The 24,570-nt window shown below is 64.3% G+C and carries 20 protein-coding genes; 6 read left to right on the top strand and 14 right to left on the bottom strand.

The genetic code is table 11. The features are described 5' to 3' along the window. Positions 1-107: 107 nt before the first annotated feature. The 10 genes from murA to rpsT all read right to left on the bottom strand — a co-directional run bounded on the left by murA (position 108) and on the right by rpsT (position 15,023). Positions 108-1,403, bottom strand: coding sequence for a UDP-N-acetylglucosamine 1-carboxyvinyltransferase (gene murA, locus L6639_RS08115; protein WP_237860564.1), 1,296 nt, complete (start codon positions 1,401-1,403; stop codon positions 108-110). 235 nt (positions 1,404-1,638) lie between these two features. Then, complete coding sequence (locus L6639_RS08110; protein WP_271607731.1) at positions 1,639-2,277, bottom strand: LURP-one-related family protein; 639 nt, start codon at positions 2,275-2,277, stop codon at positions 1,639-1,641. A 374-nt stretch (positions 2,278-2,651) separates the two neighbouring features. After that, complete coding sequence (gene gyrB / locus L6639_RS08105) at positions 2,652-5,087, bottom strand: DNA topoisomerase (ATP-hydrolyzing) subunit B (protein WP_237860560.1); 2,436 nt, start codon at positions 5,085-5,087, stop codon at positions 2,652-2,654. 282 nt (positions 5,088-5,369) lie between these two features. Beyond that, entirely contained in the window at positions 5,370-6,056 is a 687-nt protein-coding gene (locus L6639_RS08100) for a hypothetical protein (RefSeq protein WP_237860559.1), read from the bottom strand. A 137-nt stretch (positions 6,057-6,193) separates the two neighbouring features. Further along, positions 6,194-8,365, bottom strand: a complete 2,172-nt coding sequence (locus L6639_RS08095) for a hypothetical protein (protein ID WP_237860558.1) — start codon at positions 8,363-8,365, stop codon at positions 6,194-6,196. Between the two features lie 99 nt (positions 8,366-8,464). Beyond that, positions 8,465-9,214, bottom strand: coding sequence for a hypothetical protein (locus tag L6639_RS08090; RefSeq protein WP_237860556.1), 750 nt, complete (start codon positions 9,212-9,214; stop codon positions 8,465-8,467). Between the two features lie 119 nt (positions 9,215-9,333). Beyond that, positions 9,334-10,470, bottom strand: a complete 1,137-nt coding sequence (gene recF / locus L6639_RS08085) for a DNA replication/repair protein RecF (RefSeq protein WP_237860554.1) — start codon at positions 10,468-10,470, stop codon at positions 9,334-9,336. Between the two features lie 134 nt (positions 10,471-10,604). Beyond that, positions 10,605-11,723, bottom strand: a complete 1,119-nt coding sequence (gene dnaN, locus L6639_RS08080) for a DNA polymerase III subunit beta (protein WP_128963055.1) — start codon at positions 11,721-11,723, stop codon at positions 10,605-10,607. A 300-nt stretch (positions 11,724-12,023) separates the two neighbouring features. Further along, the gene (gene dnaA, locus L6639_RS08075; RefSeq protein WP_237861308.1) at positions 12,024-13,436 is read right to left on the bottom strand and encodes a chromosomal replication initiator protein DnaA; all 1,413 of its coding nucleotides are present in this window, start codon (positions 13,434-13,436) and stop codon (positions 12,024-12,026) included. Positions 13,437-14,756: 1,320 nt separating this feature from the next. Next, positions 14,757-15,023, bottom strand: a complete 267-nt coding sequence (rpsT, locus tag L6639_RS08070; RefSeq protein WP_092289289.1) for a 30S ribosomal protein S20 — start codon at positions 15,021-15,023, stop codon at positions 14,757-14,759. A 389-nt stretch (positions 15,024-15,412) separates the two neighbouring features. Between rpsT and L6639_RS08065 the strand changes: the two genes are divergently transcribed. The 3 genes from L6639_RS08065 (at position 15,413) to L6639_RS08055 (ending at position 17,518) form a co-directional block, all read left to right on the top strand. Then, positions 15,413-15,730, top strand: coding sequence for a hypothetical protein (locus tag L6639_RS08065; RefSeq protein WP_237860553.1), 318 nt, complete (start codon positions 15,413-15,415; stop codon positions 15,728-15,730). A gap of 198 nt (positions 15,731-15,928) precedes the next feature. Further along, positions 15,929-16,585 (top strand): peptide-methionine (S)-S-oxide reductase MsrA, encoded by a 657-nt coding sequence (gene msrA / locus L6639_RS08060; RefSeq protein ID WP_237860551.1) that lies wholly within the window; start codon positions 15,929-15,931, stop codon positions 16,583-16,585. A gap of 228 nt (positions 16,586-16,813) precedes the next feature. Beyond that, entirely contained in the window at positions 16,814-17,518 is a 705-nt protein-coding gene (locus L6639_RS08055) for a polysaccharide biosynthesis/export family protein (protein WP_237860549.1), read from the top strand. An 18-nt stretch (positions 17,519-17,536) separates the two neighbouring features. Here L6639_RS08055 and L6639_RS08050 read toward each other — a convergent pair whose 3' ends face one another. From L6639_RS08050 to L6639_RS08035, 4 genes are all read right to left on the bottom strand, one after another. Continuing rightward, on the bottom strand, positions 17,537-18,019 hold the full coding sequence (locus L6639_RS08050) for a hypothetical protein (RefSeq protein ID WP_237860547.1): 483 nt from the start codon (positions 18,017-18,019) through the stop codon (positions 17,537-17,539). A 217-nt stretch (positions 18,020-18,236) separates the two neighbouring features. Continuing rightward, the gene (locus tag L6639_RS08045; RefSeq protein ID WP_237860545.1) at positions 18,237-18,911 is read right to left on the bottom strand and encodes a dienelactone hydrolase family protein; all 675 of its coding nucleotides are present in this window, start codon (positions 18,909-18,911) and stop codon (positions 18,237-18,239) included. 50 nt (positions 18,912-18,961) lie between these two features. Beyond that, the gene (locus tag L6639_RS08040) at positions 18,962-19,303 is read right to left on the bottom strand and encodes a hypothetical protein (protein WP_237860543.1); all 342 of its coding nucleotides are present in this window, start codon (positions 19,301-19,303) and stop codon (positions 18,962-18,964) included. A 24-nt stretch (positions 19,304-19,327) separates the two neighbouring features. Further along, positions 19,328-20,092, bottom strand: a complete 765-nt coding sequence (locus L6639_RS08035; RefSeq protein WP_237860541.1) for an alpha/beta fold hydrolase — start codon at positions 20,090-20,092, stop codon at positions 19,328-19,330. Between the two features lie 342 nt (positions 20,093-20,434). Between L6639_RS08035 and L6639_RS08030 the strand changes: the two genes are divergently transcribed. From L6639_RS08030 to L6639_RS08020, 3 genes are all read left to right on the top strand, one after another. Beyond that, the gene (locus L6639_RS08030) at positions 20,435-20,926 is read left to right on the top strand and encodes a (2Fe-2S)-binding protein (RefSeq protein WP_057754010.1); all 492 of its coding nucleotides are present in this window, start codon (positions 20,435-20,437) and stop codon (positions 20,924-20,926) included. Continuing rightward, positions 20,923-23,217 (top strand): xanthine dehydrogenase family protein molybdopterin-binding subunit, encoded by a 2,295-nt coding sequence (locus tag L6639_RS08025; protein ID WP_237860539.1) that lies wholly within the window; start codon positions 20,923-20,925, stop codon positions 23,215-23,217. The genes L6639_RS08030 and L6639_RS08025 overlap by 4 nt, the downstream gene beginning before the upstream one ends. Positions 23,218-23,469: 252 nt before the next feature. Next, positions 23,470-24,564 (top strand): HD-GYP domain-containing protein, encoded by a 1,095-nt coding sequence (locus L6639_RS08020; RefSeq protein ID WP_237860536.1) that lies wholly within the window; start codon positions 23,470-23,472, stop codon positions 24,562-24,564. Positions 24,565-24,570 lie beyond the last annotated feature (6 nt).

Here is a 24,570-nt window from a genome sequence, read left to right as displayed (position 1 = left end):
GTGCCCACGACCTATCAATGACTTCAAAAGAGATGGTGGGCACGCTGCGCTTTGCCCACCCTACGATACTGTTGTCGGGGAGAGCTCTCCCACACCCAGGTGAAGACTCACCCCTTCCGCTCCGGCACGCGCCGGATCTTCGCGCCCAGCGCGTTCAGCCGCTCGTCGATGCGCTCATAGCCGCGCTCGATCTGGTCGGCGTTGTTGATGGTGGAGGTACCCTCGCCACAGATGGCGGCGAGCAGCATCGCCATGCCGGCGCGGATGTCGGGCGAGCTCAGCGTCGCGCCGTGCAGCCGGCTGGGGCCGGCGATGATCGCGCGATGCGGATCGCACAGCACGATGCGCGCACCCATCCCGATCAGCTTGTCGACGAAGAACATCCTGGACTCGAACATCTTCTCGAACATCAGGATCACGCCTTCGCATTGCGTGGCGGTGACGATCGCGATCGACATCAAATCGGCCGGGAAGGCCGGCCAGGGCTGGTCTTCCAGCTTCGGCACGTGGCCGCCGAAATCGTCCTGGATCTTCAGCGTCTGGTTCGACGGCACGATCAGGTCGTCGCCCTCGACGCGACAGACGATGCCGAGCCGCTCAAAGCCCATGCGGATCGAGCGCAGATGCTCGACACCCGCACGCACGATCCGCAGCGGCGAGCGCGTCACGGCGGCAAGCCCGATCAGCGAGCCGACCTCGATATGGTCCGGCTGGATCCGATAAGTCGCAGAACCCAGCGTCGCCGGACCATGGATCACCATGGTGTTGGTGCCGATGCCCTCGATCTTCGCACCGAGCGCGACCAGGAAATTGGCGAGATCCTGCACATGCGGCTCGGAGGCCGCGTTGCGCAAATAGGTGACGCCGTCAGCCGCGACGGCGGCAACCAGCGCGTTCTCGGTCGCGGTCACGCTCGGCTCGTCCAGGAACACGTCGGCGCCGGTGAGCTTGGGGCAGCGGAATTCCAGCCGGTCGGTCGCGGTGACTTTGGCCCCGAGCTGCTCCAGCGCCAGCACATGGGTGTCGAGCCGCCGCCGGCCGATGACGTCGCCGCCCGGCGGCGGCAGCATCACCTCGCCGCAGCGCGCGAGCAGGGGGCCTGCCAGCAGGATCGAGGCGCGGATGCGGACGCAGAGCTCGGGATCGAGATCGGCGGCGCGGATGCTCTTGGCATGGATGTGAAGCGTGTTGCGCTCGGTCCATTCCGCGGATGCGCCGACCGAGCGGACCAGCTCGACCAGCGTCTCGGTGTCGCGGATCCGCGGCACGTTCTCCAGCGTCACCGGATGCTCGGTGAGCAGGGCGGCGGCGATGATCGGCAGCGCCGAATTCTTGTTGCCGGCCGGCTCGATCGAGCCTGAGAGCCGGTGACCGCCCTCGACGATATACTGAATGGGCGCCACGTGGATCTCTCCGTCCTGTTGCGGTGGGGCGGGCTGCTTTGGAGGCGGAAACTATAGGGAATTGAGCGCGGTAGCAATTGTGCAGGCCAGCTCCGAATTCGTTATTCGCCCCTCATGGTGAGGAGCGCGGAACGCGCGTCTCGGACCATGAAAGGCCCGGCTTTCCCCGCGGCCATCCTTCGAGACGCCCGTCGCGGGCTCCTCAGGATGAGGACCTGAGCTTGAGGCGGCCGCGTCAACTGCGGAGCAAATTGATCACGCCGCCCTCGCCTTTGACTTCGAAATACATGAGATCGATGTAGATCGCAGCTGCGAGAACCAGCGCTCGCTCATCTTCTGTCAGACTGCGTTCCAGATATTCCACCAGGAAATTGTCGCGATCGGTGAACAGTTCCGAGCCGAGGCCAGACCATTTTTTCGCAACCCGCGCTCGCTCCTGCCCGCCGCGCATGAATGGAAAGGTCCAGACGCGCCAGAATGGCGAGCTGACTTCGAGCACCACTCTGCCCTGCGCATCGTGCACGTGGAAGCTCTTGGTGAGAATCGAAAACTGACGCTCGATGGTTCCCATGAGGCGGCCGTCGCGCGAACGCAGCTCCAGGCACTGAAAGAACCAGCGGAAAGGATGGATCCCGCGCATGACTGGCTGTCGCGCGCTGTCGAAAAAATGCACCTCGAAGGAGCGCCAATGCCCGAATGCCTGCCGCCCCAGGAAGCCGAGAAGTCCCTTTTGCTGTTCAGCCGCATAGAGCAGATCGCGGCCATTTTCATCGCGAATGCGGTACTTGTTGCGGGTTTCGAAACCGAAGAGTTCGGCCATTTCGAAGACCTGCTGCACGTACATTCGGCTCTGTCCAGCTAACGTCGGCAACATTCGTTCGAACCTCTTCCAGGATTTGCCTTCAAGCCATCGCGCCGGCTCTCACTGCGGCTCCGGCGCTCTCGTCCCGCGTGCTGAGTGAAATTCGCGTCGGCAACGCCGCAGTCGTCCGATGGACCTACGCCATTTTGTCGCGATTGGCGGGGGTGAGGTTCAGGGGGGCGGGGGCTTGCTTCACCTCTCCCCAACGGGGAGAGGTCGGATTGCTTTGGCGCGTAATTGCCCGCCTGAGAATCCGGGTGAGGGAGCGCGGCATCCAGTGACGCCAGAATCCCTCACCCGGATCGCATCTGTCGATGCGCTCCTTTCCCTACGGGAGAGGTGATCTGTGCCCGGAGCTCACACCGAGCGTCACAGGCGACAAAGCCTCAGATATCGATCGTCGCGCTGAGCGAATGTTCCTGGATGAAGTCGCGGCGCGGCTCGACCACGTCGCCCATCAGCTTGGTGAAGATGTCGTCGGCCTCGTCGACCTCCTTGACCTTCACCTGCAGCAGCGAGCGCGCATTGACATCCAGCGTCGTTTCCCAGAGCTGCTCTGGGTTCATCTCGCCCAGACCTTTGTAGCGCTGCAGCGTGACGCCCTTGCGGCCGGCGTCGGTGACCGCTTCGAACAGGTCGACCGGACCGTAGACCATGTGCTCGATGTCCTTGCGCCGCAGCCTGCCGGGGCGGGCATAAACGTCCTGGAGCTTCACGGTGTATTCGTCGAGCTTGCGGGCCTCGGCCGACCCCAAGAAAGCGTCGTCGATGAAGGCGGCTTCCTTGACGCCGCGCACCGTGCGCTCGAACTGGAAACCATGGCCTTCCACGTATTGGCCGAGCCAGCCGCGTTCGACCTCTTCGGACTGATTGTCGAGGCGGCCGGCGATGTATTGCGCCGCCGCGGCAGCCTTCTCGGGATCGCCGTAAATCGCCTTGTTCAGCACGCCGGTGATCGCGGCCTGCTCGATCACCTTGCGGTTGTAGCGGCTGTGCAGGTTGCGCAGAATGCTGCGAACCACGCGGGCGTCATCGACCAGCGAACGCAGGTCGCGGCCGGTGCGGTCGCCGCCGGCACCGGGGACGAACACGCAATCATCGAGACCTGTGTCGATCAGATAGTCTTCCAGCGCCCGCTCGTCCTTCAGGTACTGCTCGGACTTGCCGCGTGAAACCTTATAGAGCGGCGGCTGGGCGATGTAGAGATAGCCGCCGTCGATGATGTCGCGCATCTGGCGATAGAAGAAGGTCAGTAGCAGCGTACGGATGTGAGCGCCGTCGACGTCGGCGTCCGTCATCACGATGATCTTGTGATAGCGCAGCTTCTCGACCGAGAACTCGTCGCCGATGCTCGTTCCGAGCGCGGTGATCAGCGTGCCGATCTGCTCGCTGCCCAGCATCTTGTCGGGACGAACGCGCTCGACGTTGAGGATCTTGCCGCGCAGCGGCAGCACGGCCTGGAATTCGCGGTTGCGGCCCTGCTTGGCGCTGCCGCCTGCCGAGTCACCCTCGACGATGAAGAGTTCTGATTTGGCCGGATCCTTTTCCTGGCAGTCGGCGAGCTTGCCGGGCAGCGAGGACACCGAGAGCGGGCTCTTGCGCGTCAGCTCGCGCGCCTTGCGCGCAGCCTCGCGGGCGGCGGCGGCCTGGATCACCTTGCCGACGATCATCTTGGCCTCGGACGGGTGCTCCTCGAACCAGGCCTGGAGCGCCTCGTTGAGGACGTTCTCGACCACGGGGCGCACTTCCGAGGACACCAGCTTGTCCTTGGTCTGCGACGAAAACTTCGGGTCCGGCACCTTCACCGACAGCACGGCGGTGAGGCCTTCGCGGCAGTCGTCGCCGGTCAGCGCGATCTTTTCCTTCTTCGCATTGGCCTCGGCATAGCCGTTGACCTGACGCGTCAGCGCGCCGCGGAAACCGGCCAGATGGGTGCCGCCGTCACGCTGCGGGATGTTGTTGGTGAAGCACAGCACGTTCTCATGGTAGCTGTCGTTCCACCACAAAGCGGCCTCGACGCCGATGCCGTTGGCTTCTGCACGCACCATGATCGGCGCCGGCACCAGGGCCTTCTTGTTGCGGTCGAGATATTTGACGAACTCCTCGACACCGCCGGAATAGTACATCTCCTCGCGCTTCTCGACTGCGTGACGCATGTCTGACAGTGCGATGTTGACGCCGGAATTGAGGAAGGCGAGCTCGCGCAGGCGGTGCTCGAGCGTCGCGAAATCATACTCGATGTTCTTGAAGGTCTCGCCCGAGGCCAGGAACGTGACCTCGGTGCCGCGCTTGCCCGGCGCATCGCCGACCACCTTGAGCGGTGCGACCGCATCGCCATGGGCGAACTCGATGTAGTGTTCCTTGTCGTCGCGCCAGATGCGCAAGCCCAGCTTGCTCGACAGCGCGTTGACGACGGAGACGCCGACGCCGTGCAGACCGCCGGAGACCTTGTAGGAATTCTGGTCGAACTTACCGCCGGCGTGCAGCTGGGTCATGATGACCTCGGCCGCCGAGATGCCTTCACCCTTGTGGATGTCGACGGGAATGCCGCGGCCGTCGTCGCGCACGGTGACGGAATTGTCGGCATTGAGCACGACGTCGACGCGCGTGGCGTGGCCCGCCAGCGCTTCGTCGATCGCGTTGTCGACGACTTCGTAGACCATGTGGTGCAGGCCCGAGCCGTCATCGGTGTCGCCGATATACATGCCGGGGCGCTTGCGAACGGCATCGAGCCCCTTGAGCACGCGGATCGATTCCGCGCCGTATTCGCTCGCGGTGGAGGGCTCGTTTTCGGCAGCTTGCTGCCGAGCAGGTTCTGTCATGAGAGGCCTTCGAGATGTCGCCCGAATCAGCCGCGCAAAAGGCGCTGATTAAGGAGCTATTTGTGCCATGAAAGAGGGTTTGCGCCTAGCGCAAAGTATCTCCCGGCAACCCTTTGATCAGATAGGATTTTTGGGCCTGATTTCAAGGCGTACGAAGGCCGATTCCGGGGGGCTCGAAAAGCCCGATTCGAGGGGCTGTTTTCGAGCCTCAAAGGCGTGGATTTTGCGGGGGTGCAGACGCTCGTTCCGCGGTGTCGTGGTGCCCTGGAACAGGCCAGGGGTTCAGTAGATCTGGGACGGCTTCTTGTCGTCGCTGAGGTCCCAGGTCTCGCCTGCCGCCAGGGTGACGGTATCGGCGCGCAGCAGAAGGCCAAACGCGCGCAGCTCGTAGGGATAGCTGCCTGGCGGCAGATCCAGCGCTTGTGGATGATTTTCGCCACCAGCGATCTCAATGGTTTGATCGTTGATGACAAGCGAAGCCACGTTTGGCCTGAGATAGCCGAATATCAGCCGCGCTTGTCCAGATATCGGCAGGAAGTTGGCCTTGGCCGCGGTCTCTGTATTCCGCTGCACCAGGTCAACCGTGGTTTCGCCCTTGGCGCGGTCGAGCGTCAGCATGCCCGGCCCCTTCGGGGAGGCGAAGACGAGCAGGGCGCGATCGGCGGCGACCATCGTGCCACCAGGTTTTTCCTGCCAGCCGCGCTTTCCGAGCTCTGCGCGGTAGAAGGCGAGCACGTCGCTGAGCTCCGCGGGCACCTGGGCTTTGAGCTCGATCCGGAGCGGGACTTCGATGCCGGACGCGTGCGTGGTGCTGAAACTTGAGTGACTGGCTCGCGTCGGCACGGGCATGTCGGCGTGCGCATCTGCTGCGGTCAGCGGCTCCCGCGAGCAGCTGGCAAGCAGAATAAGGCCGCACAGCAACAGCCGCCATGGTGCCGGGACCTTCGTCCCGCGCCTCAACCTCGTCATGCCCACTCTCCAGGGACGTTGCGGTTGTGATTTTCGCGCCGGCGCGGCTGCGACATAGTCGCCGCCGTCTCCAGACAACTAGTCGCCCCACGAACCTGACGGGTTCAACCCGGCCGTTACAGGCGAAGGCGGCGGGATCAATACATCTGCAGCGGCAGCACCTCGCCGGTCGGGCCCACCATCAGGCCCCAGGCATCGCCGGCGACGAGTTCGATCGTGGCGTTCCAGCCGGGCTGCCCTGCGACCTTCAGCGCGTATTGATACTTGCCCGGCGGCAGATCGAGCATCGGCCCTTTCGGCGATTGAGGGCCACCGGCGCCGGCCGCGACCTTGACGGTCTGCTTGTTGATGGTGAGCACGGCTTCCTGGTTACCCATATTGCCAAGCAGCAGCTTGGCCTGACCTGGCCTCGGCATGATGTCCGCCTTGGTCGCGGCATCCGGGTTCTTCTGCACGAGGTTGACCGAGGTCTCGCCGTTGGCGCGGCCGAGCTTCAACGTCGCCGGCCCCTGCGGCGAGGCGAAGGCGAGCTGGACACGATCGGCGGTCGTGATCGCGCCTTCCGGCTTCTCCTGCCAGCCGAGCTTTTTCAGCTCGCTGCGATAGAAGACGAGCACATCGCCGAGCTCTGCCGGAACGCTGGCCTCGAGCTCGCGGCGGAACGGCACCTCGATGCCCGGCAGTTTTGCCGTGCCAAGCGAGGTCGATGTGTGCTGCTTCGGCACCGGCAGCGCAGAGTCCGGATCTGCTTCCAGCGGGGCGGAGGCTTTGGCTGGCGCGCCTGCGGAATCGTTGCTCGCCGCTTGGCTGGTGGCGGCAGGCTTGGCGGCAGCCATTCTCAGGCCGGATCCGTTGGCGCTGACATTCACCTTCGGGCCCATCTGCATCAAGGTCATTGAGATCGACTTGCCGGCCTTGGAAAATTCCAGCACCGCCATGTTGGGCTGGTTGATGACGGAGGGCTGCTCCTTCCAGCCAGCGGGCTTCATTGAGGCGCGGTAGAACGCGGCCAGCGCCTTCACACTCGAGGTCGAGTTGAATTCGAGCCGGCCGTCGCCGAACTCCACCTCCTGCGCGTTCTCGGGCACCGGCAGCGGCGTGTTGCTGCCTGCGAGCGCCTGCAACGGCGCATCCGACAGCGTGGCGGCCTGCGCCTTGCGCCTGATAGCGTCGTCGGCGAGGACCTGCTTCGTCATCGCCTCGGCATCCCTCATGAATTGGTCGTCTGCGTCCTTCTTCGCCTTGGCGCGGGCGGCGAGCACGCTCTCCTTCACCTGCGCGGTCAGATGAACCATCGTGAAATCGTATTTGCGGCCGAGATGCAGCACGCCGTTTTCCTCCGGCGAGGAGAATTTCAGCGCGACCTCGTCGCCTGGCGCAAGAGGTGCATTTCCCTCTTCCGTCCAGCCCCGCGCTGCAAATTCGCGATGGTAGAAGGCTTCTACGGCGGGCAGGTCGGCAAGGGCTGCAACGATCAGTTCGCGCGTTGATGTTCGGGCGTTGCCTCGGCCCGAGGACGATTTGTATGGCTTCGGCTCCGGTAGGCCGGCCGTATCGCCGGCCTCGAGATCGGTGGGCAGCGCGAACGGTGCGATCCTGATGTCGACATTGGTGCGTCCGTCGTCACGGCGGGTCAGGGTCAGCATCACCGGCTTCTGCTTGTAGAACTGCGTCGAGTCGCCATCGGGATGGTCGTAGTACGCGCGCACGCCGTTCGGGACTGATGCGCTCAGGTCCGCATTCGGCCAGCTTCCAGCCGTCTCGGGCGTCAGCTTGCGCCAGCCGATCGCAGCCATTTCCTTCGCGTAGAAAGCCTGTGCGGCCTCGAGCGTGGCCGGCGCGATGCAGCCGAGATAGGGTCGGGTCTCGTCGAACACGAGATCGACAGCGCCCTCGGGGAAGGGGACGTTCGAATAGATGCGGTTCGGGGAGTAGGTGACTGCGGATTGGTCGGGTCGGCCGAGCCCCTGCGTGAAGGAAACGGACAGTCCCTGGCCTCCCTTCTTGAAAGCGAGGCTGGTGTTGGTCTCGTCGAGCGGGCGGACATAGGGCACCCAGCCCTCGGTGATGAGCATCTTCTTCACGGCAGCCGATGTCACCGCGACCACGGTCGGCACGACATATTGCACCCGGGAAGGGTCGGGACGCGAGGTGTCCTCGATTGCGCCGGGCAGCATCGGCACCGTGTGAGGGTCGATATAGCCGGCGTCGAATTGCGCGGCGCGTGCGGCGCTCGCCATCAGCAGAAGGCTGCAGGCCAGCAGCAGCCCACGTGCCGGGGCTCGCGTCCCGCGTTTGATCATCGACATCGGCAAAGCTCCTGGATTTCGCGAGAATTGGCGCGGCCCAGTCAGCTAGTCGCGGCGGGAACCTGACAGGTTCAACAGCGGTATCCGGCGGCGCCGAGCTCAATAGAGCTGGAGCGGCGACCACAGGTCGCCTTCTGGGCCGACCGTGACCTCCCAGGCATCGCCGGCCGCGAGCTCGATCGTCGTGTCGCGGTCCGCTCCGCCGTCGATCTTCAAGGCGTAGGCGTATTTGCCCGGCGGCATGTTGAACAACGGCGCCTCGGGACGTTCCTTGCCGGCGCGGGCAGGAAGCATGACGATGTGGTTGTCGAGCGTCACCACGGCTTCCTTGTCGCCGAGATTGGTGAACATCAGCGCCGCGCGGCCGGGCCTCGGCATCACATGCGCCATGGTCGCGGCCTCCTTGTTTCGCTGCACCAGGTTGACCGAGGTGCTCGCGCCCTTGCGGTCGAGCGCCAGCGCCGCCGGCCCCAGCGCCGTCGTGTAGGTGAGCCGGACGTGATCGCTGGCGATGACCGCGCCATCGTGCTGCTCCTTCCAGCCCAGCTTGCCGAGCTCGGTGCGGTAGAAGGCGAGCACGTCGCCGAGCTCGGCGGGAATGCGTGCCGTGAGCCTGGTCCGCAGCGGCGCGTCGATGCCAAGCATTTTCGTGGTGCCGATCTCGCGATAGCTGGCCCGGGTCGGCGCGGGCAGCACGGCGTCGGGATCCGGCGTGAGCGCGGACGAGAACAGATGCGGCGTCCATCCGCTCGCGCTTGCCGCGGCCACGCCGCTTGCGAGCAGAGCGAGGCCGCACACGAACAGCCGCCATCGTGCCGGGACTTTCGTCCCGCGCCTTACCGTCGTCATGGTCTTTCTCTCCAGGGATATCGCGCGTGTCGATCGCGCGATTGCAACGGCTGCGACACCGCCTGCGCGGCCTCACAGTCCTAGTCGCGATCCGAATAAGCCGGGTTCAACAAAACGGGCTAGCGCCGGGCGGAAACGCGTCCGCTCTCGACGTCAAAGACTTCGCCGCCCGCGCCGATCTCGGCAAACGCGGCCGGGTCCGCGCCGGTCAGCCAGACCTGCGCGCCGAGCTTGCGCAGCTCGTCGAACAGCGCGGCGCGCCTGTTGGGATCGAGATGGGCGACGACCTCGTCGAGCAGCAGCAGCGGCACGATGGCGGTCATCTCGGCCACCAGCGTCGCATGCGCCAGCACGAGGCCGATCAGCAGCGCCTTCTGTTCGCCGGTGGAGGCATCGCGCGCCGGCATGCTCTTCGGTGCGTAGATGACCTGCAGATCGGTCAAATGCGGGCCGTCGGTGGTGCGGCCGGCGATGGCGTCGCGCGGGCGGTTGTCGCGCAGGATCTGGCGGTAGCGGTCCTCGACCGAGGTCGCCGTTTCGGTCAGCAGCGCGTTCTCCATCCAGCCGTCGAGCGCGATTTGAGCGGAGGGAAACGCCGATTGCCGTGCGCGCGTGTTCAGCATGCCGGTGAGGCGTGCCGCGGTCTGGCCGCGCGTTGCGGCGACCGCGACCGCAAGCTCGGCGGTCTCGCGCTCGATCGCGTCACACCAATGGTCGTCGTAATTGCGCGTCTCGAGCAGGCGGTTGCGCGAACGCAGCGAGCGTTCCAGCGCGTTGATGCGGCTGGAATGCTCGCTGTCGATCGCCAGCACCAGGCGGTCGAAGAAGCGCCGCCGCTCGGACGCCGCGCCCATGAACAGCCCGTCCATCGCCGGCGTGAGCCAGACCATGCGGATATGATCGCCGAAGGCGGTCGCCGAATTCACCGGCTCGCGGTCGATGCGGACGCGCCGGTTCACCGCGGCATCTGCACGCGGCGGGTCAATACCGGTGCCGAGCGTAGCCAGCCCCAATGCGCCCTCGACCTGCGCGGACACCGCCCAGGAGCCGTCGCCCTGGTTGTCGGCGACATCCTCCAGCGTGGCGCGTCGCAGGCCGCGTCCGGGCGACAGGAATGAGATCGCCTCGATGCAATTGGTCTTGCCCGCTCCGTTTGGCCCGACCAGCGCCACCATGTCAGCCGCCGTCTCGAGCCCCGCCGCCCGATAGTTCCGAAAATGCGTCAGCGTCAGGCGATGGATGCGGGAGGGGGTCATGTTAGCTCGTCATTGCCGTCACCCACGTTCTCAGGCTCTCAAGACGTGGATGGCCGGGACATCTCGCGAAGACGCGCTTCGCGCTTTGGCCCGGCCATGACGAATGTAGTCAATGTGTGGCGTGAAGGTAGGCCTCACACCCGCATCGGCATCAGGACGTACAGCGCGCTCTTGTCGTCCTTGTCCTGCACCAGCGTCGGCGAGCCGGGGTCGGCGAGGCGGAGCACTGCGACGTCGCCTTCGATCTGGGCGGCGATGTCGAGCAGGTAGCGGGAGTTGAAGCCGATATCGAGCGCGTCGGAGGCATATTCGACCTCGAGCTCTTCGGTGGCGCTCCCCGAATCCGGATTGGTCACCGACAGCACCAGCTTGCCGGGCGAGAGCGACAATTTCACCGCGCGGCCGCGCTCGCTGGAGATCGTCGAGACACGGTCGACCGCGTTCTCAAAGTCCTTCTTGTCGACCACGAGCTCCTTGTCGTTGCCCTGCGGGATGACGCGGCCGTAGTCGGGGAAGGTGCCGTCGATCAGTTTCGAGGTCAGCACGACGTTGCCGATGGTGAAGCGGATCTTGGCCTGCGACAGCTCGATCGTCATCTCGGCCTCGGTGTCCTCGATCAGGCGCTGCACCTCGCCGACGGTCTTGCGCGGCACAATCACGCCCGGCATGCCCTCGGCGCCCTTGGGCTGCACCAAGTCGAGCTGGGCGAGGCGGTGGCCGTCAGTGGCAACGCCGCGCAAGGTGGCGGCCTTCGCGGTGCCGGCGGCATGCAGATAGATGCCGTTGAGATAATAGCGCGTCTCCTCGGTCGAGATCGCGAACTGTGTGCGGTCGATCAGCCGCTTGACGTCCTTGGCGGCGAGATTGAACGAATGCGAGAGGTCGCCGGCGGCAAGGTCCGGGAAGTCATTCTCGGGGAGGGTTTGCAGCGTGAAGCGCGAGCGGCCGGCGCGGATCGCCAGCACCGCGCGGTCGCCGTCGGCCTCCAGCACGATCTGCGAGCCGTCGGGCAGCTTGCGCACGATGTCGTAGAACATGTGCGCCGGCACGGTGGTCGAGCCGGCGGTTGCGGTTTCCGCCGGCAGCGTCTCGGTCACCTCGAGGTCGAGGTCGGTCGCCTTCAGCGACAATTTCGCGTTCTCGGCGCGCACCAGCACGTTGCCCAGGATCGGAATCGTGTTGCGGCGCTCGACCACGCGGTGGACATGGCCCAGCGATTTCAGGAGTTGCGCGCGTTCGACCGTAACCTTCATTGCACTACTCGCCCGATCCCCGAGAAAACTAAAGCGTTGGAGAAGCCGGGCGGCAGGACGCGCACCACGGCACCGAAGATCCCTGAAAGCCGGATCGTTCAGCCGATATGACCAAAGCCGTCAGGGTCGCGCAAGGTGGCGCGGAAAGCCATCCGTTTCAAGGGATTGGGGAGCAGTTCCCCGACATTTACAGGCAGAAATGAAGGCGGCCGTCCGGGCAAACGAAACCCGCCGCCCGGGCATGCCCGGGTCGGCGGGAGGTGGGGGGAGGAAAGCTTTAGGCGTTTATTCCTTGGGCGTTTATTCCTGCAGCTGGCGCTTGAGCGACTCGACCTCCTCGGACAGCGCATTGTCCTTGGACACCAGAGCCTCGATCTTGCGCACGGCGTGCAGCACCGTGGTGTGGTCGCGGCCACCGAAGCGGCGTCCGATCTCGGGCAGGGAGCGCAGGGTCAGCGTCTTGGCGAGGTACATCGCCACCTGGCGCGGACGCACCACATTGGCGGTCCGGCGCGAAGACAGCAGGTCGGAGCGGCTGACATTATACTGCCGTGCCACCACGCGCTGGATGTCCTCGATCTTGATCCGCTTCGGCTCCGAGGGGCGGATCAGGTCGCGCACCTCGCGCTCGGCCATCTCCAGCGTCACCGGCTGGTTATTGAGTTTCGAGTGAGCAAGAAGCCGGTTGATCGCGCCCTCGAGGTCGCGGCCGTTGTGGGTGATGGCGCGCGCCAGATAATGCAGCACCTCTTCCGGTACGTCGAAAGTCGCATGATGGGTGCGGGCAGCTGCGACGCGCGACTTGAGAATGCCATGCCGCAGCTCCTCACCGAGCGAGCCCATTTCGACCACGAGACCGCCGGCGAGGCGCGAGCGGACGCGATCGTCCAGGCTTTCCAGATCGGACGGCGGACGGTCGGCCGCGATCACGACCTGACGGCCGGCATCGATCAGCGCGTTCAGCGTGTGACAGAACTCGGCCTGCGTCGACTTGCCCTGCAGGAACTGGAGATCGTCGATGACGAGCACGTCGATGCCGCGCAGCGCTTCCTTGAAGGCCAGCGCCGTCTGCGTCTTCAGCGCGGCGACGAAGCCGTACATGAATTTCTCGGCGGTGAGATAGAGCACCTTGCGCTCATTGCCCGAATTGCCCGCCCAGGTCACAGCCTGGAGCAGATGCGTCTTGCCGAGGCCGACGCCGGCATGGATGTAGAGCGGGTTGAACATCACAGGGTCGCCGCGGCGGCCTTCTGCGACCTGACGCGCGGCGGCATGGGCCAGCGTGTTGGAGCGGCCGACGACGAAGCTCGCAAAGGTCAGGCGCGGATCGAGCGGCGAGCCGCCGAGCGCGTCATGGTTGGCGGAAACCGGCGCGGTCGCGGTCGAGCGCAGCTCCGGCGCAGGGGTGCGGCGGGCTTCGACCGGCGCAGGCGCTTCCTTCGGCTGCACCACGGGGCGCACAGCGGAACGGACGGTGAGATCGATGCGATGCACTTCCGGCATCTCCGCCTGCCAGCACGACAGCACGCGCTCGGCATAATGGGCCTGGATCCAGCTCTTCAGGAAGCGCGTCGGGACCGAGAGCCGCACGCTCTCGTCCTGCACGCCTTCGAGATCCATGCGCGCAAACCAGCTTGTATAGATGTCCTCGCCGACGTTCGAGCGCAACCTGCTCTTCACGCGTGACCAGCGATCCTGTTCCGATGTCGTCATCATTTGAAAACTTTTCTTGAGAGATAAGGTTGCGTGGTGGGCGCCATGCAGAGTTCCTGCCATGCACGGCGCGACCTCGAGCGAGTCCATCTTTTGGGCACAGCTCGACCGTTCGGCGGATAGCGCCGCGGTCAGATCAGCGATGTCGGAGATGGAGGGTTCGCGAGGTCAGCGCGTACTCGACGCCCCGTCACAGGGGGGCTGCGCACAGGACGGATTGGAAACGGCATCGTTGGAGGATGAAGCTAAAGTCAATACCGCGTTGAATCCGTAGGACATGATACCTCCCCGTCCTGCCGTGATTGCTCACGGCAAGGTCCTGCGTAAAAGAACCTCCGCGCTGTACTCAAGTCGCGGATGTCCTGCCCGTCTGCTCGTGTCGTCCGCTCGGCCACGCCATCATGCGTATCGGGGTAGTCTCAAGATGTCTCTCACATGTATCTTGCACATGCGCTTGGTGCGAGCGTGATCGCGAAGATCTCGCTTGGAGACGTCAAGACAAAGAGCTACCGTTCCCATATTGCTATGGGTTTTGATCCGACTATCGCTTGTTGAAGCGTCGCCTACGTGCACACCGCCGCCGATTTGCACGCTCGCCCCGTTTCTTAAACCGCGCTGGTCTCAAGATCGTGGGCGCCGCGAACGACTTAAGGAATACACTAAGCGGAAAGACTCGCAACGAAATTGATTCACACTTGAGGCATCAAAAAACTTGACCAGCGTTAACGCCGCGCACGAGTTGTTCACAGCCTTGAGACCAAGTTTTTGGATTCGTGCACAGATTCGAAAATCGCGCGTGTCATGTGACAACGACTCCGCCACCGCCAAAAAATTTTTACAAAATCGTCACGCACGCGACGTGCGAGCGAATTTTCCAAATGCTTGTCGCCGCTATGTCGATAAGTGATTAGCGAGACACCGTTTTTTGAGTCTCGTTTCACAGGGTAACCCGAGCAGAAAACAGGTTCCGGTGAAACTACGGTGTGCAGAACTTTGCTTCGCGCGAATTCAACTTAGGCCCGCGCCGCAGTGGTTTTTCGCACCGCACCGCAGCGCAAACCAAGGTTTCAGCTGTTGCAAAAACAACGGCAGGTAAAACTACGGACACAGCATAGCGAAGACGACGAGACTCTTCCAACGGAAGATGGCGCGCGTCAAAGACTGCAAGCGTGAAGAGACCGCAAGCGTGAATTGTGGCGGCCAACAAAAAGCCCGGCGTGAAAGCCGGGCTGATTGAGGCTTGCGATGTTGGCTTCAACAGATCGAACGAAGCGATCGGCTTCGCGCGACAAACCGACGTCGCGAGCTAGCGTCTCGAACTTACTTGGCGAGCTTGGCGATCTGCGCGGTGAGGCGCGAGACTTTGCGGCTGGCGTTGTTCTTGTGAATGATGTTGCGCTGGGCGGCGCGCATCAGCGCGGGCTCGGCGGCGGCCAGCGCCTTGGCGGCGGCGGCGCGGTCGCCGGTCTTGATGGCTTCTTCGACGTTACGCACGGCGCCGCGCATCTGGGTGCGGCGCGACTTGTTGACGGCGGTGCGGCGGGCGATCTTGCGCGTCGCTTTCTTGGCGGAGGTAGTGTTGGCCATGGTCTCAATGTCCTTTGCGGGTACCGGTCGCGTCTTGGTCGGGTAGCGCCGGCAGCTTGACCGCGGAATCGACGCTCGGATTTAGGGTGTTCGGTTGCTGGGCCGTTCCCGGAACATGAGCGATGAGCCTTGCGGCCATCTCTGAGGCCCCAAAAGAGCCTGCAACTGCTCAAAGAACAGCGGCGGCAGGATTGCGCCCGCCGCCAGTTGGCGCCCTTATAGAGGGGGTCTTTGGCACCGTCAACGCTTTAGGGGCTGGAAAAGCGGGCCCGAGGTGCCGCCAAGGAGGGCCGTAACGCCCTGATGAGGTTGAATTTCTGCCGTCTCTTGGCTATTGGCTGACGGCGTTTATAGGGGTCGTCCGATCGGGTGACCATATTGGGTGGGGCATGATCCGCGGCTTTTTCCGACTGATTGGCTTGCTGCTGCTGGCCGGCGGATTCTTCTTCATGGTCTATGACGGTGCCCGCTGGGTGGCCGACCAGACCCTCCGTTTCACCCGGTTCTGCCAGTTCTGGAATGACATCAACCAGGCCAGCCAGTCCGCCTTCCGGGCCTGGATCGAGGCCAAGGCGCCCTGGCTGTGGACCTCGGTGATCCGCCTGGTGCTGGACCAGCCGGTTTTCGCCGTCCTCGGCCTGCTCGGCATTTTGCTGATGATCCTGTTCCGCCCGCGCAAGCCGCTGATCGGCTATACCCGGGATTGATCTTTCAATTCCCGCCGGGATTGATCTTTCAATTCCCGCCGGGATTGAGCTTCAATTCCCGCCGGGACTGAGCAGCGAGCGGGCGGCGTAACAAGACTGCCGCTTCCTGCGTAGAGACCTATATTCCCACCTGATCGCGAGCCCGCCGCCAGAGCAACGAGTTCAGGCGCGCGCCAGCTCGTTTCTCGGAGATCCATCATGCTGTTCATGCGCAAGTCCACCGCATTGCCGAGCGCAGCTGACGCGCTGCCCGGTCGTGCGCAACCGATCCCCACCGCGAGCATCCATTTCGTCAACGGCAGCAAGTTGAAGCCGCCCTATCCTGCGGGCCTCGAGCAAGCCTTATTCGGGCTCGGCTGCTTCTGGGGCGCCGAGCGGAAATTCTGGGAGCTTGGCGAGGGCATCTACACCACTGCCGTCGGCTATGCAGGCGGTCACACGCCGAACCCGACTTATGAAGAGACCTGCTCTGGCCGCACCGGCCACACCGAAGTGGTGCTGGTCGTGTTCGATCCCGAGAAGATCTCCTACGAGAAGCTGCTGAAGACGTTCTGGGAGAACCACAACCCGACGCAGGGCATGCGCCAGGGCAACGATGTCGGCACACAATATCGGAGTGCGATCTATACCTCCTCCGATGCGCAGAAGCAGGCCGCAGACGAGTCGAAGGCGCTCTATCAGAAGGCGCTCAAGGCCAAGGGTCTCGGCGCCATCACCACCGAGATCGGGCCTGCCGGCGCGTTCTATTTTGCCGAGGACTATCATCAGCAATATCTGGCGAAGAACCCCGCCGGCTATTGCGGCCTGGGCGGCACCGGCGTGTCGTGCCCGATCGGTGTTGGTGTGAGCGCGTAAGGCATCCACCCGTCATTCCGGGGGCGCGCGCCAGCGCGAACCCGGAATCCAGAAATTGCAGCGCGAGATTCCGGGTTCGACGCTGACGCGTCGCCCCGGAATGACACCAAGCGGCTGGCGCCGAGGCCCCCCTCAACCCTTTGTTAACCATAACGGGTGCAAGACTGGAGCTGTCTCGGTTGTAGGGATGGTCCGGTGCGGGTTCTGCGCGCGTTTCGATGGTCGATCATGGCAGCGTCCGCCGCGCTGACCCTGGGCGGCTGCATGCAGACCACAGGCCCCGTCGCTTATGTGCAGCCCCGCCCCGATCTCGACACCATGGCCTATGGCCAGCCCTACAGCGCGCCGCCGCCGGTCGTCGTCGCCAATGGCGGTGGCGCCATCGATGCGCTCACCAATTCCTTTGCCTCGGGTCCCGCGCCCGTTCCGGTCGCCTATGCCGCGCCGATGGTGGCCGCCCCCGTCCGCTACGACGCTTCGTATCATCTCGATGCCGGCGACAAGCTGCGTGTCGTGGTCTACGGCCAGGAAGGTCTCACCAACAGTTACGCCATCGATGCCGGTGGCTCCATCACCATGCCGCTGATCGGATCGGTGCCGGCGCGTGGCCGCACCCCGGCGGGCCTTGCCGGAGAGATCGCTGCGCGCCTGCGCAACGGCTTTATCCGCGAACCGTCTGTCGCCGTGGAGATCGAGTCCTACCGCCCGTTCTTCATCCTCGGCGAAGTCGCAGCCCCCGGCCAATATCCTTACGTGCCCAACATGACGGTCGAGAGCGCGGTCGCGATCGCCGGCGGCTTCTCGCCGCGCGCCAAGCGCGACATGGTCACCGTGACCCACACCGAAGCCGGCGGCGCCATGCGCGCCGTCGTGCCGCTCGGCACGCCCGTCAGCCCCGGCGACACCGTGTTCGTCGGCGAGCGCTGGTTCTAGTCGCGCGCCTCGCGTCGTTCACCGCCTGAAATCAAGCCGCCCGTTCGGAAAGCATCCGTCGATCCTGTTGGTGTCAACCACCAGCCCGATCCATGGCCTGACGATCGCGGGATTGGTCAGGTTGATGTATTTCCCGATCAGCCCATTGCCGCTCTCGCTGATAGCATCGATCAGCCCGTGCCGTCGGCCATTGTCCCAATCGAACCGCAGATAGATCCGCTCGCGCACGATGCGCACCTCTGCGCGCCCCTGTTTCCAAAGCTCCGGTGTATCGCCCGATATGGTCGGGTCAGCACCGCCGTTCCAGCGGCTCGCCCAGGCGCCTTCGAGTGGATCGGAAGGTGCGGGAATGGAGGCCCATTGCGCCGCGTTGACGTCCGCGGCATCGCCGGCAAGCGCAACTGATATCGCGTAGTGCATGACTTCAGCGTCGCCGGGCGCAGGCACATCCATGGTGCCGAACGGGTTGCGAATGACGATATTGGTGTTGGCCTGTTGCATGACGCTCTCCCGGCGTGACCTGGCTTGATCAGCCAGCTCTATCGCCGGGCGGCGTGGTGCAGCCACCCGATTTCCGCTCTCTCCTCTCGTCATTCCGGGGCGCGACGAAGTCGCGGGCCCGGAATCCATCGCGCCACCGACTCCGAGGCCTGATGGATTCCGGGCCTGCACCGCTTCGCGGCGCATCCCGGAATGACGGAGGAGAGAGTTACGCGCGCTACTTCGTCAGATGCTTCGCGAAAAAGGCCATGCTGCGCGGCCAGGCGATCTCGGAGCTGGCCTTGTCGTAGCTCGGCCGCTCGTCGCAATGGAAGCCGTGCTGGGCGCCGGGATAGATGAAGACCTCGACGTCAGGCCGCTTTGCCTTGACGGTCTCGACGTCGGTGAGAGGAATGCCGGCATCCTTCTCGCCGAAATGCAATTGCGTCGGCACCTTCGGCGTCTCGTCGGCAAAGCGCACGACGGCGCCGCCATAATAGCCGATCGCGGCCTTCAGGCCCGTCAGTCGCGTCGCCGCGACAAAGGCGACGCTGCCGCCGAGGCAAAAGCCGATGATGCCGACCGGGCCGACACCCTTTACCGCATCGATCGCGGCTTGCGTGTCTCGCAGCATCGCCGCCCAATCCGGATTGGCGACGAACTTGCGAGCTTCCGCGATCTCATCGGGCGTGTAGCCCGACTGGAAGCCTGGCGACGTCCGGTCGAAGATCGACGGCGCGATCGCGACATAGCCCTCGCCTGCGAGGCGGTCGCAGACCGAGCGGATGTGATGATTGACGCCAAAAATCTCCTGGATCACCACCACCGCGCCCTTCGGCGCGCTGGTCGGATCGGCGCGATAGGCGCCAAGCTGGAAATTGTCCGACGCCGTCAGTTTGATGTCTTGTCCCACGCGGGTTGTCCTTCTTGGTTGATCGTTGATGCGGGGTTCGCAGTTATCAGTCACTCCCACATCCAGTTGTCGCCGTAGTCCTCTTTCCATCCTGCCAGCCGTCCATGACGGAATTGCAGGAACAGGCGGTGACGGGACGGCACCAGTCCGCTGCCACCGAGATCGCGAAGAGCGAGATAGATCTCGTTGCCGGGCCGTCCCTTGACGTATTGCAGGGGCTGGCCGAGCGCATGCGCGGTTTGGTCCGCGTCCATCCCGAACGCCAGGGGCATGTTGTTCGACAAGGTGTCGACGAAGGGACGGCGCAACGGCACCGTGCCGAACGGCTCCGCCTGCGCCGACGCCGCCATTGAGAGAAGCGCCGCGCCCGCAGCCAAGATTGCCCGCTTCATGGTCGTGAATCCTCGTCTCGCCGCCTATGCCGGCAAGTTCTTCAGGAAAGGCACCACGGCGTCAACAAAAGCCTTGGGCTGGTCGATGTTGACGGCGTGTCCGGCCGCGGGGATCACGACCTTTTGTGCGCCGGGGATCTTGGCCGCCATGTAATCCGACGCCGCCAGGAACGGCGTGTCGTCGGCGCCGACCACGATCAGCGACGGCACCTTTATATCAGGCAGCAGCTCCATCACCGCGGCATCGCGCTGGGTCAGCATACCGCGCGCGGCGAGCGCCAGCCCCTTGGCGTTGCGGTGGCTGGCGGTGGCGCGCTCGCGGGTCGCCGCCTTCAGCACAGCGAGACCTTCCTGGTCGAGCTTGTCGGCAGTGGCGAGCGCCCGCGCATTCCAGGCCTCGCGTGCGTCGTCTTTTTTGAAGCCGGGCCCGGTGTCGATGATCAGCAGTGCGCGCGTGCGTGCGGGATGGGCGCGATAGAACGCGAGCGACATGTATCCGCCGAGCGACAGCCCGCCGATGATGGCGCGCTCGGCGCCGACGGCATCGAGGATCGCCGCCATGTCGCCGACCGTCAGCGCTTCGCTGTAGGCTTTGGGATCATCGGGATAGTCGGACTGGCCGTGACCGCGCATGTCCCACAGCACGAGCTTGTGGTCTTTCGCCAGCGCGTCGACCTGCTCTTGCCACATCGCAGACGTCGAGGAATAGCCATGGGTGAGCAACAGCGGCGGCCCGTCGCCATGAACCTCGTAGTAGATGCCGACGCCGTCCCGATCGATCCTTGGCATTGCTTCCGCCTCTTCTTTCTATTGTCGAGAACTGTCGCCGCGAGGTCAGCGTTGGCTGACCTCACATCCTAGCCTGTGCGGTTACTCGGAGGAAACCGTCGCGATTGCGATGGATGCATTCCTCGCCGCGCCATCTTGTTGTGTCCAGTCGCTAACGTCAGCGCCGTTGTCGCAACGCACAACACGTGATTTCCGAGTTTGTCTCGATCGGTTCCAAATTGCATTTGCCTCTGTGCGCGAACACGATCATTCTTGCGCACAAGGCGGAGGCCAGCCCGGTGGGCGTCCGTCACTCAAGTCGCCGCCGTAAGCGGCTTCATGCACCGGCAGGGGAAGACGCCTATGCCAACGCTCACGATCAACGGGCGGAGTATGTCCGTGGATGCGGCAAACGACACGCCGCTCCTTTGGGCCATCCGCGAACAATTGCAGATGACCGGCACGAAATTCGGCTGCGGTGCCGGCCTGTGCGGTGCCTGCACCGTGCACGTCAACGGCGAAGCCGTACGCTCGTGCCAGACCATGGTCGGCGATGTCGCCGGCAAGAAGATCACCACCATCGAAGGTCTTTCCGCCAAGGGCGATCATCCCTTGCAGAAGGCATGGATCGCCGAGCAGGTGCCGCAATGCGGTTACTGCCAGTCGGGGCAGATCATGCAGGCGGCTTCGCTGCTGGCGAAGAATTCCAATCCGACCAAGGAAGAGGTCGTGGCGCATATGGACGGCAATCTCTGCCGTTGCATGACCTATTCGCGGATCCAGAAGGCGATCATGCGCGCCGCCACCGAGATGCGTACTGCATCCGCCGCCGGCAACGAGCGGAGGCCCACATGAACAAGCACGTGAAGAACGTCACACCTGAGACCACTGATTTCAGCCGCCGCTCCTTCCTGGTCGGCACGGCCGCAACCGGCCTCGTGCTCGGCTACGCCGGCGTGCCCGGTGTTGGCGAGGCGCTTGCTGCCGCGCCTGCTAATTTCGAGCCGAGCGTCTGGTACTCGATCTCGCCGGAGGGTCTCGTCACCGTGACCTGCGGCAAGGCCGACATGGGCCAACACATCGCCTCCACCATGGCGCAGATCGTCTGCGAAGAGCTGGGCGCGAAATGGAGCGACATGCGGGTCAACCTCGCCTCCAACGATCCGAAGTTCAACGATCCGGTCCTCGGTGCGCAGATCACCGGCGGCAGCTGGTCGACCATGATGAACTTCGAAGCGATGAGCCGGGCGGGTGCCGCCGGGCGCATGGCGCTGACAGAAGGCGCTGCCGCCGCCATGGGCCTGCCGCCCTACTTCAAGGACGAGCTGGTCGTGCGCGACTCCATGGTCACGCATCCGAAGTCCAAGAAGTCGATGAGCTTCGCCGACATCGTCAAGAGCGGCAAGGCAACGAAGACCTTCACGCCCGACGAGCTGAAGGCGATCAAGCTGAAGACGCCTGATCAATACACCATGATCGGCGTGTCGGTGCCGCAGATCGACATCCCCTCCAAGACCAACGGCACGGCCAAATACGGCATCGACGTGATGATTCCGGGTATGGCCTATGGCGCGGTGGTTACCCCGCCGGTGCGCTACGGCGCCACGGTGAAATCGGTCGACGACAGCGACGCAAAGAAGGTGCCGGGCTTCATCAAGGCCGTCACCCTCGACGACAAGACCCAGACGACAACGGGCTGGGTGGTCGCGGTCGCGAGCACCTACGCCAACGCCAAGAAGGCCGCGGCGGCGCTGAAGATCGCCTACGACGGCGGGCCGAATGCGAAGCTGTCGAGCCAGTCGTTGCTTGACGAAGCCAAGCGGCTTCAGGGGCTCGACGATTCCGGTCAGTTCTTCGTCAAGGACGGCGACGTGTCAGCCGCGCTGGGCTCGGCGGCCAAGGTGCTGGAGGCGGAATACACCACCAGCATCAACATCCACGCGCCGATGGAGCCGATGAACGCCACCGCGGAGTTCAAGGGCGACATCCTGCACATCTATTCCGGAAACCAGTTCGCGACGCGCTCCGGCGCGATTGCGGCGGGCGCTGCCGGGATCGATCCGAAGTTCGTGGTGATGCACCAGATGTGGCTCGGCGGCGGCTTCGGCCGCAGGCTCGACGCCGACATGATGGTGCCGGCGGTGCAGGCGGCGAAGGCCGTGGGCAAGCCGGTGAAGGTGATCTACACGCGCGAGAACGACATGACGATGGATTTCTCGCGTCCGCTCACCTACCAAAAAGTAAAGGCCGGCGTGGACGGCGACGGCAAGCTCGTCGCGCTCAGCCACGACGTGGTCTCGGCCTGGCCGACCCAGCGCTGGGGCATCCCCGACTTCCTGTCGCCCTCGGTCGACAAGAAGGGCCCGCTCGACGCGTTCACGGTGAACGGTTCGGACTTCTTCTACACGGTGCCGAACCATAACGTGCGCGCGATCAAAAACGAGATGGCGCACAACGCCACCCCGTCGGGCCAGCTCCGCTCGGTGGCGCCGGGTTGGACCTTCTGGGCGGTCGAAAGCATGATCGACGAGATCGCGGCGGCGACCGGCAAGGATCCGGCGCAATTCCGCATCTCGCTGCTCGACGGCGCCGGCAAGAACGACGGCGGCGCGCAGCGGCTGCGCAACACGCTGCTCGCCGCGATGGGCCTCGCCGGCTACGGCACCAAGAAGCTGCCGAAGGGTGAAGGCATGGGCGTTGCCTGCGTGTCGTCGCAGGAACGTGCGACCGCAAGCTGGACCGCTTGCGTCGCGCATGTTGCGGTGGCGCCCTCGGGCGAGGTGACCGTGAAGAAGCTCACGGTCGCAACCGACGTCGGCACGCAGGTGCATCCCGACAACATCCGCGCCCAGGTCGAGGGCGCGGCACTGTGGGGCCTGTCACTTGCGATGCACGAGAAGGCGACGCTGAAGGACGGTGGCATCGAGCAGACCAATTTCGATAGCTACAGGCCCTTGCGCATGAGCCAGATGCCGGAGGTCGCGGTCGCCGTGATCGCCAATGGCGAGAAGGCCACTGGTGTCGGCGAGCCCGCGGTGACGGTCGTGGCGCCTGCCATCGGCAACGCCATCTTCAATGCCTCCGGCGCCCGCGTCCGGGCGCTGCCGATCACGGCGGAAGCCGTGAAGGGGGCGATGAAGGCGTAGGCTGCTGCTTGCAGTTGTGAGCTGAGATGATCCGCCGGAGGGGCACCTCCGGCGGATTTTTCTTTGCCAAAAAGCCAGTGTTTTCAATGGCCGTTCTACGGTGCATGGGGTTGTTTTCGCCCTGGGTGGGAACCCGATCCGTAAAATTGCGTGCAATTTTGGCAGGTTCCGTTGAGCACGCCTCTTAAGAGCCGGAGAACCTGATCCGGCTTAGGCTGATGCCAAATACACTCCCGTGCTTTTGGGGAAGCCATGAACGCGCCAGCCAAATCCGCCAACAAACGCCGGCTTCTGCTTGCCTCCGACCGGAGCGATGCGAGCACCGAGCTCGCCAGCATCCTGAAGGCGGTTGGTGAGGTCTCGACGGTGACCACGCAGGAGATTCCCGAGCAGCCCTCGCGCGATCTCTCCGGCCTCGTCGTCGACATCAACCTCCGTTCGCCCGAAAGCGTGCAGCGCGTGCGCAACAAGCTGCGCGGCGAGGCCTACCGTTCGATGCCGCGGCTGTTCGTGCTGGCCGATGCGCTGCATCACGGCACCATGCAGGCCTGGGCGCTCGGCGCCACCGACACCATCTCGCGGCCGCTGCAGGCCGAGGCGATCCTGCAGCGCATCCGCGCCGCCTTCCCGGACACAGCCGTCTATGACGCGACCGATCGCGGCAAGACGCTCAACCGCGGCGTCGAGGCGGCGCACGCGGTGCTGAAGAAGATGTTCGAGAAGCTGCCGCTCGGCATTCCCTTGACCTTCGACGACATCATCGCCGCCGAGAACAAGATCCTGAAGGCGATCAAGCATTCCTCACTGCGCGAGTGGCTCACCACCGTCGGCTGCCACCATGTCGGCAGCTACAGGCACTGCCTGTTCGTCACCGGCTTTGCGGTGTCCTTCGCCCAGCATCTCGGCATGCGCGAGGACGACCAGCGTCGCCTGACACGCGCGGCGCTGCTGCACGATGTCGGCAAGGCCTTCGTTCCGTCCGCGCTGCTCGACAAGGCGGGCAAGCTCACCGACGAGGAAATGGCCGAAGTCCGCCAGCATCCCCGCCGCGGCTATGACGCGCTCGCGGCGCAAGGCGGCTTCCCACCGGAGATGCTTGACGTCGTGCTGCATCACCACGAATTCCTCGACGGAAGCGGATATCCGAATGGCCTGTCGTCGAACCAGATCAGCGATATCGTGCGCCTGACGACGATCGTCGACATCTATGCAGCGCTCGTCGAGAAGCGCGCCTACCGCATGCCCTTCACCCACTCCCGCGCCTTCACGATGATGGAAGGCATGGGCGGCAAGCTCGACCAGCAACTGCTGCAGGCGTTCCGCCCGGTGGCGCTGGGATCGTTCTGACAATTT

This window comes from Bradyrhizobium zhengyangense, from assembly GCF_022012555.1.
GTDB lineage: Bacteria > Pseudomonadota > Alphaproteobacteria > Rhizobiales > Xanthobacteraceae > Bradyrhizobium > Bradyrhizobium zhengyangense.
Note: the sequence above shows the minus strand (reverse complement) of the source record. Positions and strands in the feature narration are given on the sequence as shown.

Bases quoted from the DNA above. Each gene is read 5' to 3' on its own strand.
- dnaA (WP_237861308.1), bottom strand. From the start codon at position 13,436: ATGACGACATCGGAACAGGATCGCTGGTCACGCGTGAAGAGCAGGTTG.
- L6639_RS08055 (WP_237860549.1), top strand. From the start codon at position 16,814: ATGGCAGCGTCCGCCGCGCTGACCCTGGGCGGCTGCATGCAGACCACA.
- rpsT (WP_092289289.1), bottom strand. From the start codon at position 15,023: ATGGCCAACACTACCTCCGCCAAGAAAGCGACGCGCAAGATCGCCCGC.
- L6639_RS08100 (WP_237860559.1), bottom strand. From the start codon at position 6,056: ATGACGAGGTTGAGGCGCGGGACGAAGGTCCCGGCACCATGGCGGCTG.
- L6639_RS08110 (WP_271607731.1), bottom strand. From the start codon at position 2,277: ATGTTGCCGACGTTAGCTGGACAGAGCCGAATGTACGTGCAGCAGGTC.
- gyrB (WP_237860560.1), bottom strand. From the start codon at position 5,087: ATGACAGAACCTGCTCGGCAGCAAGCTGCCGAAAACGAGCCCTCCACC.
- L6639_RS08090 (WP_237860556.1), bottom strand. From the start codon at position 9,214: ATGACGACGGTAAGGCGCGGGACGAAAGTCCCGGCACGATGGCGGCTG.
- L6639_RS08065 (WP_237860553.1), top strand. From the start codon at position 15,413: ATGATCCGCGGCTTTTTCCGACTGATTGGCTTGCTGCTGCTGGCCGGC.
- L6639_RS08025 (WP_237860539.1), top strand. From the start codon at position 20,923: ATGAACAAGCACGTGAAGAACGTCACACCTGAGACCACTGATTTCAGC.
- msrA (WP_237860551.1), top strand. From the start codon at position 15,929: ATGCTGTTCATGCGCAAGTCCACCGCATTGCCGAGCGCAGCTGACGCG.
- dnaN (WP_128963055.1), bottom strand. From the start codon at position 11,723: ATGAAGGTTACGGTCGAACGCGCGCAACTCCTGAAATCGCTGGGCCAT.
- L6639_RS08035 (WP_237860541.1), bottom strand. From the start codon at position 20,092: ATGCCAAGGATCGATCGGGACGGCGTCGGCATCTACTACGAGGTTCAT.
- L6639_RS08050 (WP_237860547.1), bottom strand. From the start codon at position 18,019: ATGCAACAGGCCAACACCAATATCGTCATTCGCAACCCGTTCGGCACC.
- recF (WP_237860554.1), bottom strand. From the start codon at position 10,470: ATGACCCCCTCCCGCATCCATCGCCTGACGCTGACGCATTTTCGGAAC.
- L6639_RS08030 (WP_057754010.1), top strand. From the start codon at position 20,435: ATGCCAACGCTCACGATCAACGGGCGGAGTATGTCCGTGGATGCGGCA.
- L6639_RS08020 (WP_237860536.1), top strand. From the start codon at position 23,470: ATGAACGCGCCAGCCAAATCCGCCAACAAACGCCGGCTTCTGCTTGCC.
- L6639_RS08095 (WP_237860558.1), bottom strand. From the start codon at position 8,365: ATGTCGATGATCAAACGCGGGACGCGAGCCCCGGCACGTGGGCTGCTG.
- L6639_RS08040 (WP_237860543.1), bottom strand. From the start codon at position 19,303: ATGAAGCGGGCAATCTTGGCTGCGGGCGCGGCGCTTCTCTCAATGGCG.